The sequence below is a fragment of the Aeromonas sp. QDB03 genome, from assembly GCF_027707985.1.
In the GTDB taxonomy this organism is placed as follows: domain Bacteria; phylum Pseudomonadota; class Gammaproteobacteria; order Enterobacterales; family Aeromonadaceae; genus Aeromonas; species Aeromonas hydrophila.
In genome coordinates this window covers 40,276-55,683 of record NZ_JAPCJG010000012.1, presented here as the reverse complement: position 1 = coordinate 55,683, position 15,408 = coordinate 40,276, and the positions used below count along the sequence as shown (strand labels likewise).

General features: G+C 63.9%; 12 protein-coding genes. 6 read left to right on the top strand and 6 right to left on the bottom strand.

What is annotated here, in order from left to right; genetic code table 11:
- Window positions 1-2 precede the first annotated feature (2 nt).
- Window positions 3-1,514, bottom strand: coding sequence for an NAD(P)H-hydrate dehydratase (locus PG900_RS20360; protein ID WP_270832133.1), 1,512 nt, complete (start codon window positions 1,512-1,514; stop codon window positions 3-5).
- 174 nt (window positions 1,515-1,688) lie between these two features.
- Here PG900_RS20360 and queG point away from each other — a divergent pair, with 174 nt between their 5' ends.
- Both queG and ppgK read left to right on the top strand, forming a co-directional pair.
- A complete protein-coding gene (gene queG, locus PG900_RS20355; protein ID WP_270800559.1) occupies window positions 1,689-2,816 on the top strand; it encodes a tRNA epoxyqueuosine(34) reductase QueG in 1,128 nt (375 codons plus the stop codon).
- An 83-nt stretch (window positions 2,817-2,899) separates the two neighbouring features.
- Window positions 2,900-3,658, top strand: a complete 759-nt coding sequence (gene ppgK, locus PG900_RS20350; RefSeq protein ID WP_029303843.1) for a polyphosphate--glucose phosphotransferase — start codon at window positions 2,900-2,902, stop codon at window positions 3,656-3,658.
- 112 nt (window positions 3,659-3,770) lie between these two features.
- On the opposite strand, the gene PG900_RS20345 is transcribed toward ppgK, so the two are convergent.
- Entirely contained in the window at window positions 3,771-4,226 is a 456-nt protein-coding gene (locus tag PG900_RS20345) for a hypothetical protein (RefSeq protein ID WP_016349602.1), read from the bottom strand.
- Entirely contained in the window at window positions 4,226-4,465 is a 240-nt protein-coding gene (locus tag PG900_RS20340) for a hypothetical protein (RefSeq protein WP_244088769.1), read from the bottom strand. Before PG900_RS20340 ends, PG900_RS20345 begins: the two co-directional genes overlap by 1 nt.
- A gap of 232 nt (window positions 4,466-4,697) precedes the next feature.
- Between PG900_RS20340 and metN the strand changes: the two genes are divergently transcribed.
- The 4 genes from metN (at window position 4,698) to rfaH (ending at window position 7,798) form a co-directional block, all read left to right on the top strand.
- The gene (gene metN, locus PG900_RS20335; protein ID WP_011704855.1) at window positions 4,698-5,741 is read left to right on the top strand and encodes a methionine ABC transporter ATP-binding protein MetN; all 1,044 of its coding nucleotides are present in this window, start codon (window positions 4,698-4,700) and stop codon (window positions 5,739-5,741) included.
- Window positions 5,722-6,375 (top strand): methionine ABC transporter permease, encoded by a 654-nt coding sequence (locus PG900_RS20330; RefSeq protein ID WP_011704854.1) that lies wholly within the window; start codon window positions 5,722-5,724, stop codon window positions 6,373-6,375. The genes metN and PG900_RS20330 overlap by 20 nt, the downstream gene beginning before the upstream one ends.
- Before the next feature lie 25 nt (window positions 6,376-6,400).
- Window positions 6,401-7,201, top strand: a complete 801-nt coding sequence (metQ, locus tag PG900_RS20325; RefSeq protein WP_011704853.1) for a methionine ABC transporter substrate-binding lipoprotein MetQ — start codon at window positions 6,401-6,403, stop codon at window positions 7,199-7,201.
- Window positions 7,202-7,297: 96 nt separating this feature from the next.
- A complete protein-coding gene (gene rfaH / locus PG900_RS20320; protein ID WP_016349600.1) occupies window positions 7,298-7,798 on the top strand; it encodes a transcription/translation regulatory transformer protein RfaH in 501 nt (166 codons plus the stop codon).
- Window positions 7,799-7,906: 108 nt separating this feature from the next.
- Here rfaH and PG900_RS20315 read toward each other — a convergent pair whose 3' ends face one another.
- From PG900_RS20315 to PG900_RS20305, 3 genes are read right to left on the bottom strand one after another with little or no spacing between them, the layout of a single operon-like run.
- Window positions 7,907-9,883, bottom strand: a complete 1,977-nt coding sequence (locus PG900_RS20315) for a HAMP domain-containing methyl-accepting chemotaxis protein (protein ID WP_270800553.1) — start codon at window positions 9,881-9,883, stop codon at window positions 7,907-7,909.
- A gap of 38 nt (window positions 9,884-9,921) precedes the next feature.
- A complete protein-coding gene (locus tag PG900_RS20310) occupies window positions 9,922-11,133 on the bottom strand; it encodes an EAL domain-containing response regulator (protein WP_270800550.1) in 1,212 nt (403 codons plus the stop codon).
- Complete coding sequence (locus PG900_RS20305) at window positions 11,114-15,391, bottom strand: ATP-binding protein (protein ID WP_270800547.1); 4,278 nt, start codon at window positions 15,389-15,391, stop codon at window positions 11,114-11,116. The genes PG900_RS20310 and PG900_RS20305 overlap by 20 nt, the downstream gene beginning before the upstream one ends.
- Between the last annotated feature and the right edge of the window lie 17 nt (window positions 15,392-15,408).

Sequence of the window (15,408 nt, the reverse complement as noted above, 5' to 3'; positions counted from 1 at the left end):
CTTTAGCTTGTTATGGTGTCGGGATTTACCAGTCGACGGATAAAGGGCAGCAGGTCCGATGCCAGCATGCCCCGCTCTCCGTCTGCAGCGGCCAGATCGGCCGCTTCCCCGTGGATCACGGCGCCCAGTCGGGTTGCCTCGGCGGCAGACCAGCCCTGGGCCAAAAGGGCGGCGATTATACCAGATAACAGGTCGCCCATGCCGCCACTGGCCATGCCGGGATTGCCCTCGTCGCAGAGCGCCATCCCCTTGCCGTCGTGGATCAGCGTCCCCGCCCCCTTGAGCAGCACCACACCGCCGAAACGCTGCTGCAGACGCTGCACCGCGGCAAAACGATCCGCGGCAATCTCGGCAATGGTGCAGCCCAGCAGGCGGGCTGCCTCGCCCGGATGGGGCGTGAGCACCCAATTATCCTGATGACGGGGACATTGCGCCAGCCAATTCAATCCATCGGCATCCAATACCAGCGGCACCTGCTCGTTAACAAATGACTCAAAATGACGCCGACCCCACTCATCCCGACCCAGACCAGGTCCCACCACCCGCACCGAGGCCCAGCGCTCCTCGTCCCCGCCCTGACTGCCCATCAATTCGGCCTGGTAAAGGCTGGCGGGCAGATGGTCAGGATGCTGGCACACCCGCACCAGGCCGGCACCAGCCCGCAGGCAGGCACGAGCGGCCAGCACGATGGCCCCCTGCATCCCCGCATTGCCCCCCACCAGCAGCACCTTGCCGTGGGAGCCCTTGTGGGACGAGCGCTGGCGCGGCGCCAGCCGGGTGTGCAGGGAGGGATAATCGATGCGCTCGGCGGCCGACTGCCACCCGGGCGGGACACTGACGCCGAGGGGGTCACAGTCGAGGTGACCGACGCAGTCCACTCCGTCAGCGGTGAGCATGCCCTGCTTGATGCCGATGAAGGTGAGGGTGCGGCTGGCGCGCACCACGGCCCCCATGGCGCAGCCGGTGTCGGCATTGAGGCCGGAGGGGAGATCCACCGATAGCACAGGCACCTGCAAGCCATTGATTGTTGCGACGATCTTTGTCATAAGCGGTGACAGTCGGGTATGGACACCGGTGCCGAGCAGTGCGTCGACCACCAGGTCCGGCGCCGGCAGCCGGTCGAGCTCGCCCGCTTCGGCCGACACCACTGCGCCCCCCGTCGCCAGCCACTCGTCTGCGGCCCGCCTGGCGTCTCCCGTCAGCTCGGCGGGATCCCTCAGCGCGATCACCTGAGGCTCCAGCCCCAACTGCCTTGCAAGGCGGGCCAATACATAGCCGTCGCCACCGTTGTTGCCAGGGCCGGTGAAGATCCACCAGCATCGGCTGTGCGGCCAGTGGTGGGTGGCGTAAGTGCGCAGTGCCGCCCCGGCCCGCTCCATCAGGGTGTAGAGTGCCAGCCCCTCGCGCTCGGCCCACTCCCGCTCCAGGGCACGGATCTGTTCAGCCCGCCACAGTGATTGTGGTAAACTGCGCACCTCTTTCCCGCTGATAGCATCCCCGATGATCTGTACCATGACGGCTCCTGACTCTCATCCATTCATCCGGGCCAGCCGGCACCGGGCACATGATGCAGTATGACGGCAACCGCCATGCCCGTCGGTCAACCTTGGCAACAAGACCCCAGAGATGCGATACAGCATGACAGTACACCTCCATCCCGGTCAGCACCCGGGCAGGCAGACGGCCCCATGACCACCACCGAACTCCATCAACTGGCCCAAGATATCAAGCTCTGGGCGAGCGAGCTAGGATTCGACCAGGCCGGTATCACCGACACGGATCTCACCCTCGAGGAGCCCAGGCTGCAGGCCTGGCTCGATGCGGGCCATCACGGCAGCATGGATTACATGGCGCGCCACGGCATGATGCGGGCCCGCCCCCACGAGCTGCTGCCGGGCACCTTGCGGGTGCTGTCGGTGCGGATGAACTATCTGCCGTTCGAGGCGGGCTTTGCCGCCACCCTGCGCGATCCCACCCTCGGCTACATCAGCCGCTACGCCCTCGGGCGCGACTACCACAAGCTGCTGCGCAACCGGCTCAAGCAGCTGGGAGAGCGCATCGAGCAGCGCTGCGAGGCGCTGGGCTGGCGCCCCTTCGTCGACTCGGCCCCCATTCTGGAGCGGCCGCTGGCAGCCAAGGCGGGCCTCGGCTGGGTGGGCAAGCACTCGCTGCTGCTCAACGAGTCGGCGGGCTCCTTCTTCTTTCTGGGGGAGCTGCTGCTCAGCCTGCCGCTGCCACTGGATGCCCCGGTGGAGAAAGAGCAGTGCGGCAAGTGCATGGCCTGCATCAACATCTGCCCCACCGGCGCCATCATCGCCCCCTACGTGGTGGACGGCCGTCGCTGCATCTCCTATCTCACCATCGAGAACGACGGGCCCATCCCCGAAGAGTTCAGGCCGCTGATGGGCAACCGCATCTATGGCTGTGACGACTGCCAGCTCATCTGCCCCTGGAACCGCTATGCCAACGCCAGCCCGGAGCCCGACTTCAGCCCGCGCCCCAATCTGCATCGCCCGCCGCTGTTGACCTTGTGGGGCTGGAGCGAGAGCGAGTTTCTCAAGCACACCGAAGGCAGCCCCATCCGCCGCATCGGCTATCAGCGCTGGCGCCGCAACCTGGCGGTGGCCCTTGGCAACGGCCCGGTCAGCCCGCAGGTCATGACGGCCCTGCAGCAGGCGCTGGCAGCAGCCGAGCCCATGGTGGCCGAACATATCGAATGGGCGCTGGCCACCCTGGCCAAACGCCAGCAGGATGACAACAAAAAGACGCGCTTGCTGATCCGCTGCATCGAAAAAGGTCTGCCGGATCACGCATAGACGATCTGCCCCTTGCCGGATCGAAGCCATTTTTTCATGCTCTGCCGACGGTCGATCGTCGGCACTATAAAAGGAACAAGCTGATGCAGATGTTGGGAGTGGATATCGGTGGCTCGGGGATCAAGGGATGCCTGGTCGACACCGCAACGGGCGAGCTGATTGGCGAACGTCACCGACTGGTGACGCCGCAGCCGGCCACCCCGGCCGCCGTGGCTCATACCCTCAAGGCACTGGTGGAACACTTCGACTGGAAGGGCCCGGTGGGCTGCGGCTTTCCCGCCACCATCCACAACGGCATCGCCAAGAGTGCGGCCAACATCGACAAGAGCTGGATTGAAACCGACGTCGCCCACCTGTTCGCCGACGTGACCGGCCAACCCTGCCACGTGCTGAACGACGCCGATGCGGCCGGCCTGGCCGAGATGCGCTTCGGGACCGGCAAGGATCGCAGCAAGGGGGTCATCATACTCATCACGGTCGGCACCGGCATCGGCACCGCCATATTCGTCAACGGTCAGCTGCTGCCCAACACCGAGCTGGGTCATCTGATGCTGGAAGGGATGGTGGCCGAGCACTACTGCTCGGATGCGGTGCGCAAGCGCGAGGATCTCTCCTGGGGCCGCTGGGGCAAGCGCTTCAACAAGTACCTGGCTCGCCTCGAGTTTCTGTTCTCCCCCGACCTCTTCATCCTGGGCGGCGGCAGCGCCGCCAAGCTCGACAAGTTCATCGACAAGATTGAGACCCGGGCCCCGCTGGTGGCGGCCGCCAACCTTAATCAGGCCGGCATCATAGGCGCAGCCCTGCACGCCGCCGAGCTCACCGCCGCCCGCCAATCGGCATGATGCCGTCGTGAACAAACAGCAGAGGCCCGGCATTGCCGGGTCTCTGCTGTTTTCAGCGCCCATTTTTCACCCTACTTATCGCCCGGGGACATGTCGCCCGGCCGGCTATTTCCTATAAGTCGTCGAGCCGATGGGCGCCGTGCACCAAGCGGGTCAGGCGGGTCTGCTCCTGCTCGGCCAGGCCGCCGAGCAGCCGTACCGTCTCCTCGGTCGGACACTCCCTGGCCAGATGGCTGAGCTCGCCGATGAGCTTCTCCTCCTGACGGCACACCAGCTGCACTATGTCCTGGGTCTGGGCCGTGGCGGGCAGGCTCAGGCGCCGGATCCCGGGCAGCAGATCCTCGCTGAAGCCTCGCTCCAGCCAGGTCTCCTTCACCCCTTCGCCAAGTTCACTCAGGTAGTCATCCAGCTGGCTCTTTGCCGCCTCCTCGCGCTGCTGCAGATAGGCCAGCAGCAGCCGGCTGCGCTCGCCATCCACCTGTGCCATGAGACGCCCGTAACAGAGCCCAAGCTGGTGATGCACCTGCTCCAGATAGAGCAGCAAGTCTTTGATTTGTTGAAATCGCATCAGGTTGCCCTCCTGTATATCGTGCCCTTCAAGTATAAAAAACAGGCAATTGCAATCCAAGCCAAAGCGCGGCCCTTGTTGTGCTGCATCAAGCCAGTGGCCAAGAAAGCAGCGATCGATACAAAGTGGAATGATTTGTGCCAACCCGGAGGCAATAAAAGGATGAGCAGGTGAATCCGGCTGGCGGCTAATAAAGGAGGTTGTAAGCGGATATTTACCATGTGATATTCGGCAATCATGCCATACCACCAAATACAATATTGATGTGAGCGAGATCACCGTCGGCGTTAGTCGGCAGGCGGGAATCCTTAGCACTTTTTTAGACGTCTAGATGTATAAACGCGCGTTGACACGGCCATCCAGACATCTTAGCATCATCCTCCATGATGGCAGAGCAACCCAGTGAAACCTCTGCCCAATTCACCCGCCTGTAGCGCCCTGTGCTTTAAGGCTGTTAGCACGGAAGAATCCATGATTAAGTTGATCGGTCTCAACAAAGTCTACGGTAAAGGCAGTGATGCCGTGCACGCCCTGCGTGACGTGAGCCTGCATGTGCCGCAAGGCAAAATTTTCGGGGTGATCGGCGCCTCCGGTGCCGGCAAGAGCACCCTCATCCGCTGCGTCAACCTGCTGGAGCGCCCGACGGAAGGTCAAGTCATCGTCGACGGCCAGGATCTGGTCGCCCTGAGCGAGCGCGACCTGACCCAGGCACGCCGCCAGATCGGAATGATTTTCCAGCATTTCAACCTGCTCGCCTCCCGTACCGTGTCCGCCAACATCGCCTTCCCGCTGGAGCTGGCGGGCTGGAGCAAAGAGAGGATCCAGCAACGGGTCGAAGAGCTGCTGGCACTGGTCGGGCTGGAAGCCCGTGCCCACGCCTATCCGTCCGAGCTCTCCGGTGGCCAGAAACAGCGGGTCGCCATCGCCCGGGCGCTGGCGCCGGCCCCCAAGGTACTGTTGTGCGACGAGGCCACCTCGGCCCTCGACCCGCAGACCACCCGCTCGATCCTGACCCTGCTCAAGGAGATCAACGTCAAGCTGGGGCTCACCATCCTGCTCATCACCCACGAGATGGACGTGGTGAAGGGGATCTGTGACGAAGTGGCCATCATCAGCGACGGCCGCCTGATCGAACAGGGCGAAGTGGCCTGGTTCTTCAGCAATGCCAAGACCCAGCTGGCGCGGGATTTCATCCACTCCACCATCCACCTGGAAGTGCCTCAGGAGTATCAGGATCGGATGAGTGCGGAGCGGGTACCCGGCAGCTATCCGCTGGTGAAGCTCGGCTTTACCGGCAGCACGGTCGACACGCCGCTCATATCCGAGGCGAGCCGTCGCTTCAACATCGACATCAGCATTCTGAGCGCCGATATCGAGTACGCCGGGGGCGTCAAATTCGGTTTCCTGCTGGCAGAACTGTTCGGGGATGAAGCCCAGTGCGAGGCGACCCAGCAGTTCCTCATCGACAACCATATTCAGCTGGAGGTAATGGGTTATGTCCGAAGCCATGATTAATCTGCTGTTCACGGCCCTGGGCGACACCCTCATCATGGTGTTTGCCTCCGCCCTGTTCGGCTGTCTGCTCGGTCTGCCGCTCGGTGTGGCGCTGCACGTGACCAAGGCCGGCCAGATCCTGGCCAACCCGCTGCTCAACCGCACCCTGGGCATGGTGGTCAACGTGGGTCGCTCGGTGCCCTTCATCATCCTGCTGGTCGCCATCATCCCGCTGACCCGGCTGATCGTCGGCACCAGCATCGGCACCATCGCCGCCATCGTGCCGCTGACCGTCGGTTGCATTCCCTTCATCGCCCGTCTGGTGGAAGGGGCCCTGATGGAGGTGCCGGACGGCCTGCTGGAAGCGGCCAAGGCCATGGGCGCCAAGCCCCTGCAAATCATCACCAAGGTGCTGCTGCCAGAGGCCCTGCCCGGCATCCTCAACAGCGTCACCATCACCCTCGTCACGCTGGTGAACTACTCCGCCATGGCCGGTGCCATCGGGGGCGGTGGTCTGGGCGATGTGGGTATTCGTTACGGCTATCAGCGCTTCGACCCGACCGTCATGCTGGTAACCGTGGTTATTCTGGTCGTACTGGTTCAACTCATCCAGAGCGCGGGTGAGCGCCTGGTCAACAAATGTGATCATCGTTAATCGTCGATTTCTGACAGGAGGTTTTATGAAATTTGGCATCAAATCCGTTGCGGCAGCCCTGCTGGCCACTCTGGTACTGGCCGGTTGCGGTCAAAAAGAAGAGAACAAGACCCTGAAAGTAGGCGCCATCGCCGGCCCCGAGACCGAACTGGTTGAAGTGGCCGCCAAAGTGGCCAAGGAGAAATACGGCCTGACCGTCGAGGTGGTCAACTTCTCCGACTACGTCACCCCGAACGTGGCGCTGAACGATGGCAGCATCGACGTCAACGCCTTCCAGCACAAGCCCTATCTGGATGCCCAGATCCGTGATCGCGGCTTCAAGCTGGTGCCGGTCGGCAATACCTTCGTCTACCCGATCGCCGGTTACTCCAAGAAGATCAAGGCGCTGAGCGAGCTGAAAGATGGCGCCCAGATCGCGGTGCCGAACGATCCGACCAACCTGGGCCGCTCCCTGATCCTGCTGGAGAAGCAAGGTCTGCTGAAGCTGAAGGAAGGCGCCGGTCTGGAAGCGACCGTGCTGGACATCGCCAGCAACCCGCGCAACTTCAAGATCGTCGAGCTGGAAGCTGCCCAGCTGCCGCGCTCGCTGGAAGACGTGGACTTGGCCATCATCAACAACACCTTCGCCGGTCAGATCGGCCTGACCCCGACCGAGAACGGTCTGTTTGTTGAGGACAAAGAGTCCCCCTACGTCAACCTGATCGTCGCCCGCGACAACAACAAGGACGACGAGAAGGTCAAACAGTTCGTACAGGCTTTCCAGACCGACGACGTCTACAAGAAAGGGCTGGAACTGTTCAAGGGCGGCCTGGTGAAAGGTTGGTAATCACTCACTCGGCAAAAAAGGCCACGCAATGCGTGGCCTTTTTTTTTGCTGCCGTTATCATATCGGCGAGCACGGCAACACGAACATATTCAGCACATGAAAAAATGGTATCTGGCCTACTGCAAGCCAAAAGAAGAGGCCCGCGCCCGCGCCCATCTCGAAGCCCAGGGGATCGAGTCCTACTACCCCATGGTGGAAATTGAAAAACTGCGGCGGGGCAAGCGTGTCCCGGTGCGGGAGCCCATGTTCCCCAACTACCTGTTCATCTATGTGGATCTGGAAGAGGTCACCCCGGTCACCCTGAAGTCGACCCGCGGCATCAGCCGCATCATCCACTTCGGTCGGGAGTGGACCTCCATCAGCAGCCAGCTGGTCTATCAGCTGATGAGTCGGGACGACAGCGACGAGGCCCGCGCCAGCTACGCCAGCCTGCCGACCCAGGGCGACAAGGTGCTGATAGAATCCGGTCCGCTGGCCGGCTTCGAAGCCATCTATCTGGAGCCGGACGGCGACAAGCGGGCGATCCTGCTGGTGAGCCTGCTCAATCAGGAGACCAGCAGCAGCTTCGACAACCAGTCCTTCCGCCGGCTGGACTGACCCGGTCATAAATCACGGCAGCCCAGAGCAACCATCCCTTGCGCCAGCGAGGCTAAAAAAACGGGGCAGGCCCAGCGGCCTGCCCCGTTTTCACGACCCTTGTCCGCCTCAGGCATCCAGCTCGAAGCGGCTGATCACCGCCGTCAAGCGGCCGGTATCCTGCGCCAGCCGGGCCACTATCTCCTCCCCCTGCTGGCTGCGCTGGCTCGACTGTCGGCTCAGGCCGGCGATCTCCTCCACCGTTCCCGCCACCTCCTGAGCCACCCGTGACTGCTGCTCGGTCGCGGTGGCGATGGCACCCAGCTGGCCCGACAGATCCTGCACCAGCTGCAACATGGCATTCAGGGTGCCGGTCACCGAGTCGACGGCGCCACGCCCCTCCTCCACCAAGCGGGTGCCGCTGCCAACCGTATTGACGGTCTGGCGGGTCTGCTGCTGGATGCTGGCGATGGTCTGGCTGATCTCCTCGGTGGACTGGCTGGTGCGGCTCGCCAGCAGCCGTACCTCGTCGGCCACCACGGCAAACCCGCGCCCCTGCTCGCCGGCCCGCGCAGCCTCGATGGCGGCATTGAGCGCCAGCAGATTGGTCTGCTCGGCGATGGTGGCGATCACCTCGGTGACGCGTCCCACCTGCTCGCTCTGGCTGCTGAGCTGCCCCATCGCCTCGTTCGCCTCGGCAATCATGGCGGCGATCTGCTGCATGGTGGCGGTCATGCGGGCCAGCTCGTGGCCGCCCTGGCGAGTCTGCTGCTCCGCCTGCTGAGCGGCTCGCGCCGCTTCGGCGATATTGCCCGCCACATCCCGGGTACTGACCGACATCTGCTCGATGGCCGCCGCCACCGTATCGACCCGCTGATTCTGGCTCGCCAGATCGGTGACGATGGCGCGGGTGGTGCTGCCTACCTCGCCACAGGCCCCGTCCACCTGCCCCACCGCCCCCTGGATCTCCCCCACCAGCTGGCGCAGCTGGCCGGACATCTGGTTGATGGACCCCGTCAGCCCGCCCAGCTCATCCTGGCTCTGTACCGGCAGGGGGCGGGCCGGCAGCCGGCCGTTGGCCACCAGATCGGCCCGCAGCACCAGGCTGGCAATATCCCGGGTCAGGCGGCGACTGAACAGCAGCGCCACCAGGGTACCCAGCACGATCACCGTCAGGGTGGCCAGCAGCAGGGTGCGATTGATGGCCTGACCGGCGCTGGTCATCTTCTGGCCCATGCTTTCCACCTCGGCGCGGGTCTGGGTCACCTGGCCGGCCAGCTGGGTCGCCAGCTGACCGAGAGCCGGTTCAATCTCGGTCGCCATCAGATGGTTGGCCTGATCCCAGTCGGGTGCCTGCCGCTTGCTGATCACCTGCCCCACCAGCTCGGCGAAGGGGGCCGACATCTCCTCGAACAGCGACCAGATCCCCTTCTGTGCCTCGGTAAAGTTGGCCTCCTGCTGCTTCAGCTCGGCCACCCGCTGCTGGTGGAACTGGTAATAATCCTGGTATTTGGTGCGATAGTCCGGATCGCCGGAGATGAGGAAGTCGCGCAGGGCGGAGAGCGCATTGGAGAGGCCGTTGTAGGCATCCCCCACCTGCTTGAGCAGCAGGCGGCGATCTCCGGGCAGCTGATCCTGCGGGGTAGCCACCTCTTCGTTGGCAAAGGACTGCAGCTGATCTAGGGCCGACTCCGCCAGCGGCCCGGCCTCCTGCAGCATCAGAGTATGGGCGGGCAGGTTCTCGTCGGTATGGGCGATGTCCCACACCTTCTGCTGGCTGGTCTTGAAGGCCTTGAGCGAGCGGGCCAGTTCGGCGGTGAACTGCTGATGCTCGATCACCTGCCAGGCCCCCTCCCACTCTTGTTTGAGGCGGGCGGCCTGCGCCGGATCCTTGCCCAGGATGAGATAGGCCCGCAGGGAGGAGATGGTCGCCACCAGTGCCTTCTGGCTGGCCTCATCCCGTTGCAGGGCGGGTAGAGCCTGCTCCAGCAGGGCGTTGCCGGCCTGCCCGATACGACCGAGCTGGTGGTAAACAAGGCTGGAAGAGAGGATCACCAGCAGATTGATAAAACAGAAGCTGAGCAGCAACTTGCTTGAAATTTTCATGAACATCCTTGTTTCGTTGCGGGCATCCTGCCCGACATTCACTCCCCGAGCAGCGCCGGTAGCCGTTCACGCCAGGAGTCATGCCATCCCAGCAACTCCTCACGCGGCATGGGCCGGGCCGAGAAGAAGCCCTGGCACACGTCGCACCCCAGCCGCGCCAGCAGCCGCCAGGTGAGCTCATCCTCCACCCCTTCGGCGACGGACTTGAGCCCCAGTTTGCGGGCCAGCTCGATGCTTGACTCTATTATGGCCAAGCGGGAGGGGTCCTCAAAGCAGCGATCGACGAAAGAGCGATCCAGCTTGAGCTCGGTGAAGGGCAGCAGGGCCAGCTGCTGCATGGAGGAGTAGCCGGTACCGAAGTCGTCGATGGAGAGGCCGAAACCGTGCATGCGCAGGCGGGTCAGCACCTCCAGCGACTTGCCCAGATCCTTCACGAACGAGCTCTCGGTCACCTCCAGGGTGATGAGCTCGGGGTTGATGCTCCAGCGCTGGCACTGGTTGATCAGGGTATTGCACAGATCCCCTTCGATGAGGGAGGTGGTGGAGAGGTTCATCGACAGGTTGAGGGAGAGCCCGGTCTGCTCCCACAGATGGCCATCGCGCAGTGACTTGCTGATGATCACCTCGGTCAGCTGATCGATGAGGCCGTTGTGTTCCGCCAGCGGAATGAAGCGGGCCGGCGAGATGAGGCCGTACTCCGGGTGCTGCCAGCGCGCCAGCGCCTCCATGCCGACCCACTGGCCGGAGCCGAAGCTCACCTTGGGCTGATACCAGGGCAGCAGCTGATCCTGCTCCAGCGCCAGGCTCAACTCATCCAGGGTCAGGCGGTGGCCGTCCTCCTCCTGGGCTCGCTCCTGCTGCGGGCGCCAGGCGCCGATGAGCTGGCTGATCTGCTGCTGGCTGGAAGGCTTCTCGATGCGCCCCAGCACCTGCAGACCATAGGCGGCACTCATGCGCAGCACGGCCTCGACCACGTCATCCTCCAGCGCGCTGGAGAGGATGATGCCGCCGCGAAAACCGCCCAGCGAGAGGCGACGCAGCAGCGCCATGCCATCCATGCCCGGCATGCGCAGATCGCAAAACAGGATGTCGACCTGATGACGCTGACACATGGCCAGCGCCTCCACCCCGTCCTGCGCCTCCAGCAGGGCGCCGTAACCGAGCCCGCGGATCTGGTGCATCAACGCCTTGCGCTGGAACGCGTGGTCTTCCACCACCATGATCACCAACTCATGCTGTGTCTTGTTCATCGAGCCATAATCCAATTTCGCATGTAATAGAGTTCATCAGCGCCAGTACCGTCTGACTCAACTCGGTAAGTTCGTCCAGCTGCTTGAGGCGGGCCGCCGCTTCGAGCCGGGCCGCCTCCTCCGCCAGAGCCTGCTGCCCCACCATGCGGGCAGCCCCCTTGATGCGGTGCGCCGTCTCCACCAGGGCATAGGTGTCCTGCCTGGCCAGTGCCTGCATCATGTCATCGCCGTCCTGGCGATTGGAATCCAGATACTCCCGCGCCATGCTGCGCGCCACCGCCTCATCGCCAAACAGCGAGATCCAGCACTCCCCCTGCTCGCTGGCTGGCGGAGCGGGCTGGTCCGGCTCCTGGGTCTGAGGGCTCACCGGCAACCAGCGCATCAGCATCTGATGCAGCGTCTCCAGGGTATAGGGTTTGAACAGCATGTCGTTCATGCCGGCTTCCTGCATCTGCAGGCTGGCCTCTTCGGATGTATCGGCGGTCACCCCGATGACGGGAGCCGACTCCCCCTGTGCCCGCAGGGCCCGGGTCAGACTGTAGCCATCCATCACCGGCATGTGGCAGTCGGTCAGCAGCAGGGCGAATGCCTGCCCCTGCCAGGTACGCAAGGCCTTGTCACCGTCATCCACCACCTCGGCATCCACCCCGAGGATCGCCAGCTGGCGAGCCAGCAGCGCACGGTTGATGGGGTGATCGTCGGCCACCAGCACCCGTCCCTGCAATTTGGGGGCATTGGCTTCGACCGGGCTGGTCGCCGCCTCTCCCAGCAGCTGGTGACAGGTCTCCAGCAGCAGATCAGGATAGAGCGGAGACTGCCCCAGCCGCCACCAGGCACCCGACCCCATGCGGCCGCGCAGGGCCTCCTGCGGGGAGAGCACTATGCCCTTGAGGGCCGAGCGCTGCAAATGTGTCAGCCACTCGCTGCCAAGGGCCTGCTCGAGCCAGCTCTCCTCTGCTAATAACAAACCACTCACCGGCTGCTGCCACTGCTGTGGATCCATACGATGCAGCCTGGCCCCCAGCCGCTGCATCGCGCTCTGCAGGGCCGCATCCTCGCCAAACAGCCACCAATCGTGGCCTGCCAGCGGCGGGGCATCCCACTGACACGCCGCCAGCGGGAAGTCGAAGGTAAGCCGGGTACCGTGCCCCGGCTTGCTCTCGAGCACCAGCGTGCCCCCCATTTTCTGGGCCAGCTGGTGACAGATGGCAAGGCCGAGCCCGGTACCACCGAAGCGTCGGGTTATGTCGGACTCCACCTGCTCGAACGGGGTGAACAGGCGATCCTGCTTGTCCTCGGCAATGCCGATGCCGGTGTCGCTGACCGCGATGGCGAGCCGCTCCTTCTCAAAGCTGACCTGGATACGGATCTCGCCCCGCTCGGTAAACTTGACCGCATTGTTGAGCAGGTTGGAGAGCACCTGCCCCACCCGCACCGCATCGATGCGGGCCTGATCCGGCACCTCCGGCGCCCACCCCAGCGTCACCTTGAGCCCCTTGCCATGGGCCAGAGTGGCGTGACCGCGGATCACGTCGCAGATGACGGAGGCGAGGCGGCAATCCTGATAGTGCAACTGCAGCTGACCCGCCTCTATCTTGGAGAAATCGAGCACGTCGTTGACCAGATAGAGCAGGTTGTTGGTGGAGGTCACCACGTTGCGCAGCAGATAGCGCTGGTCGTCGTTCAGCTCGCTCATCTGCAGCAGCTCCAGCATGCCGTGCATGCCGGAGATGGGGGTCCTCAACTCGTGGCTCATGGTGGCCAGGAAGCGGCTGCGCACCTGCATCGCCTGCTCGGCATAGGCGCGCGCCTCCCTCAGGTCGTGCTCCTGGTGCTTGAGGGCCGTGATGTCCTGGATCACCCCGTTGAGGATCAGGTGCCCCTCCTCCTGCGGCACGAAACTGCCGCGCACCTGCAGATAGCGGGCTCCCTCCGGCCGCTCCACCCGCACTTCCAGATCGAGCGGGGCCAGGGTCTCGGCATGATTGGCCACCTTGCTGACGAAATCCTGCAGTGCCTCCTCGGTAAAACCGAACACCTCGCCGCCCGACTCGGCCGACAATATCTCCTGCCGGCTGGCGCCCAGGATCTCGCTCGCCCCCTGCGAGGCATAGAGGAAACGCCCCTTGCCGGGACCGAGCCAGAGATACTGATAGACGATGCCCGGCATGCTGTCGGTGATCTGGGTGAGCCGGGTCTCCGCCTTGCGGGCCCGCGCCTCGGCCTCCTTGATGCGGGTCACGTCGGTCAGCACCGTCAGGACCCCCAGCATGTCGCCCTTTGGCGAGCGATAGGGACGCTTGGTGTAGATGACGTGGAACATGGCGCCATCCTGACGGCGGCTGTTGCCCGCCCCTTCCAGCTGTTCGCCACTTTGCCATACCCCCGACTCTTCGCGCAGCACCCGCTCCCGCTCTCTGGCCGGCATGCGGTCCAGATCGTCGCCATCATCCTGGGTCAGCTCACCGATAAAGGCATCCCGATAGGCCTGGTTGCAGAGGGTGATGCGCTGCTCGCGATCCCGCAGCACCACCATGTTGGGCAGGGAGTTGAGCAGGGTCTGCACGAAGGTCAGCTGCTCGCTTAACTTGTGCTCGGCCAGCTTGCGCTGCACTATCTGGCGGCGCAGGGTTCGGTTCCAGCCCATGAACAGCAGCACGCAGAGCAGGAAAGCGCCCACGCCGACCGCGGACCAGAGCGCCACAGTGGCAGGGGAGATGCCGGTCTGGATGGTCAGCGCCAGCCACTTGTGCTCCAGCTTGGTCATCTCTTCCGGGCGGATGGAGAGCAGCACCTTGGTGAGGATCTGCTGCAGCATGGGGTCCTGCTGGTGCACCGCCATGGCGACCGGCACCCGCAGCTCGTTGCCGGAGAACACCACCTGATAGCGGTTGTTGAACCCCTTTTGCAGCGCCTGCTCCAGGGTGGTCATGCTCATCAGCACGTAGTCGACCTGATGCCCGTCCAGCAGCGGCAGCAGCTTGGTATCGCTGCTCACCGTCAGCGGATGGGCCCCCACCTCGTTGAGTACCAGCTCCTCCACCGAGCCGCCGACGATCCCCACCCGTCGCCCCTTGAGCTCGTTGAGGTTGTCCAGCTCCTCGCTCCCCTGTCTGGCGGCGATCACCCGGTGGATGAAGGCGTAGTCGGGAGTAAACAGGGAGTATTGACGCCGCTCCGCGGTCGGAGTGATGGCAGGCAGAAAGTCCAGCTTGCGCGCCTGGAACAGCGCCTGGGTCTCGGCCCAACTGCTGGTGGGCACCAGGGTAAACTGCAGGCCGGAGCGCAGGCTCACCAGCTTGAGCATGTCGGCGATGAAACCCTTGAGCTGGCCATTGCCGTCGATCTCGCTCACCGCCGGCCAGTCCGGTGCCACCCCGAAGCGCAGGGTCGGATGCAGGGCCAGCCAGTCGAGCTCGCTCTGGTTGAACACGATCTGGCGGGGACCGTTGGCCAGCTCGTAGTCAACTATTCCGCCGGTCTCCAGAATGCGGCGCCGCTCATCCAGCGGAATGTCGTTGAGGGCCAGCTCCAGCAAACCGAGCAGCCCCTGATTGTCGGGCCCCACCGCCATGGCCAGCGAGGTGTCCGTCACCCACTCCGGGGTCATCACCTTGAGCCCGGCCTGCTGCTGCAGGCGCTGCAGACGAACCAGAGAGGGCAGATCGGAGAGATAGGCATCCGCCAGCCCCTTCTTCACCATGAAGACAGCTTCGTCACTGCTGTCCGCCTCGGTGAGCTGGGTCATGCCAAGCTCCGCCAGCTCCTCGCAGGAACTGAAACCATGCTCGCACACCCAGCGCAGCTGACGCGCCGTCGCCAGAGTCGGCTCCCCTTCCTCTCGCGCCAGCAGCACGGCGCGCGGCAGGGTCATCAGATCCGAGGTAAAGCGCATCTTCTGCTGACGTGACTGGCTCGGGGTCACCCCGATCAGCATGTCCACCTCACCATCGAGCAAAGCCTGCTGGGCGCCGGCATAGTAGGGGTAAGTCTTGTAGCGCACGGTCAGCCCCAGCCGGCCGGCAATCAGGGTGGCAAAATCGTCGAGCGGGCCGCTGAAGCCACCCCGGCTATTGGCATAGATGTAGGGCGGCCAGGCTACCGACGGCATGCCGACCACCAGGTCGCTGCGCGAGGCGAGCCAGAGCCGTTCCGCCAGCCCCAGCTGATCCTTGTCCAGGGAGGTTTCTGCCGCAGCCACCAGGCTCCAGCAGGTAAACCAGCACAACAAAATGGCGCGATAACAGAGGCGCAGCATGGGTAACTCCTGAACGG

What these genes read in the sequence shown, in the direction of transcription:
- PG900_RS20360 (WP_270832133.1), bottom strand. Translation starts at nt 1,514, where the DNA reads ATGGTACAGATCATCGGGGATGCTATCAGCGGGAAAGAGGTGCGCAGT.
- queG (WP_270800559.1), top strand. Translation starts at nt 1,689, where the DNA reads ATGACCACCACCGAACTCCATCAACTGGCCCAAGATATCAAGCTCTGG.
- ppgK (WP_029303843.1), top strand. Translation starts at nt 2,900, where the DNA reads ATGCAGATGTTGGGAGTGGATATCGGTGGCTCGGGGATCAAGGGATGC.
- PG900_RS20345 (WP_016349602.1), bottom strand. Translation starts at nt 4,226, where the DNA reads ATGCGATTTCAACAAATCAAAGACTTGCTGCTCTATCTGGAGCAGGTG.
- PG900_RS20340 (WP_244088769.1), bottom strand. Translation starts at nt 4,465, where the DNA reads ATGATTGCCGAATATCACATGGTAAATATCCGCTTACAACCTCCTTTA.
- metN (WP_011704855.1), top strand. Translation starts at nt 4,698, where the DNA reads ATGATTAAGTTGATCGGTCTCAACAAAGTCTACGGTAAAGGCAGTGAT.
- PG900_RS20330 (WP_011704854.1), top strand. Translation starts at nt 5,722, where the DNA reads ATGTCCGAAGCCATGATTAATCTGCTGTTCACGGCCCTGGGCGACACC.
- metQ (WP_011704853.1), top strand. Translation starts at nt 6,401, where the DNA reads ATGAAATTTGGCATCAAATCCGTTGCGGCAGCCCTGCTGGCCACTCTG.
- rfaH (WP_016349600.1), top strand. Translation starts at nt 7,298, where the DNA reads ATGAAAAAATGGTATCTGGCCTACTGCAAGCCAAAAGAAGAGGCCCGC.
- PG900_RS20315 (WP_270800553.1), bottom strand. Translation starts at nt 9,883, where the DNA reads ATGAAAATTTCAAGCAAGTTGCTGCTCAGCTTCTGTTTTATCAATCTG.
- PG900_RS20310 (WP_270800550.1), bottom strand. Translation starts at nt 11,133, where the DNA reads ATGAACAAGACACAGCATGAGTTGGTGATCATGGTGGTGGAAGACCAC.
- PG900_RS20305 (WP_270800547.1), bottom strand. Translation starts at nt 15,391, where the DNA reads ATGCTGCGCCTCTGTTATCGCGCCATTTTGTTGTGCTGGTTTACCTGC.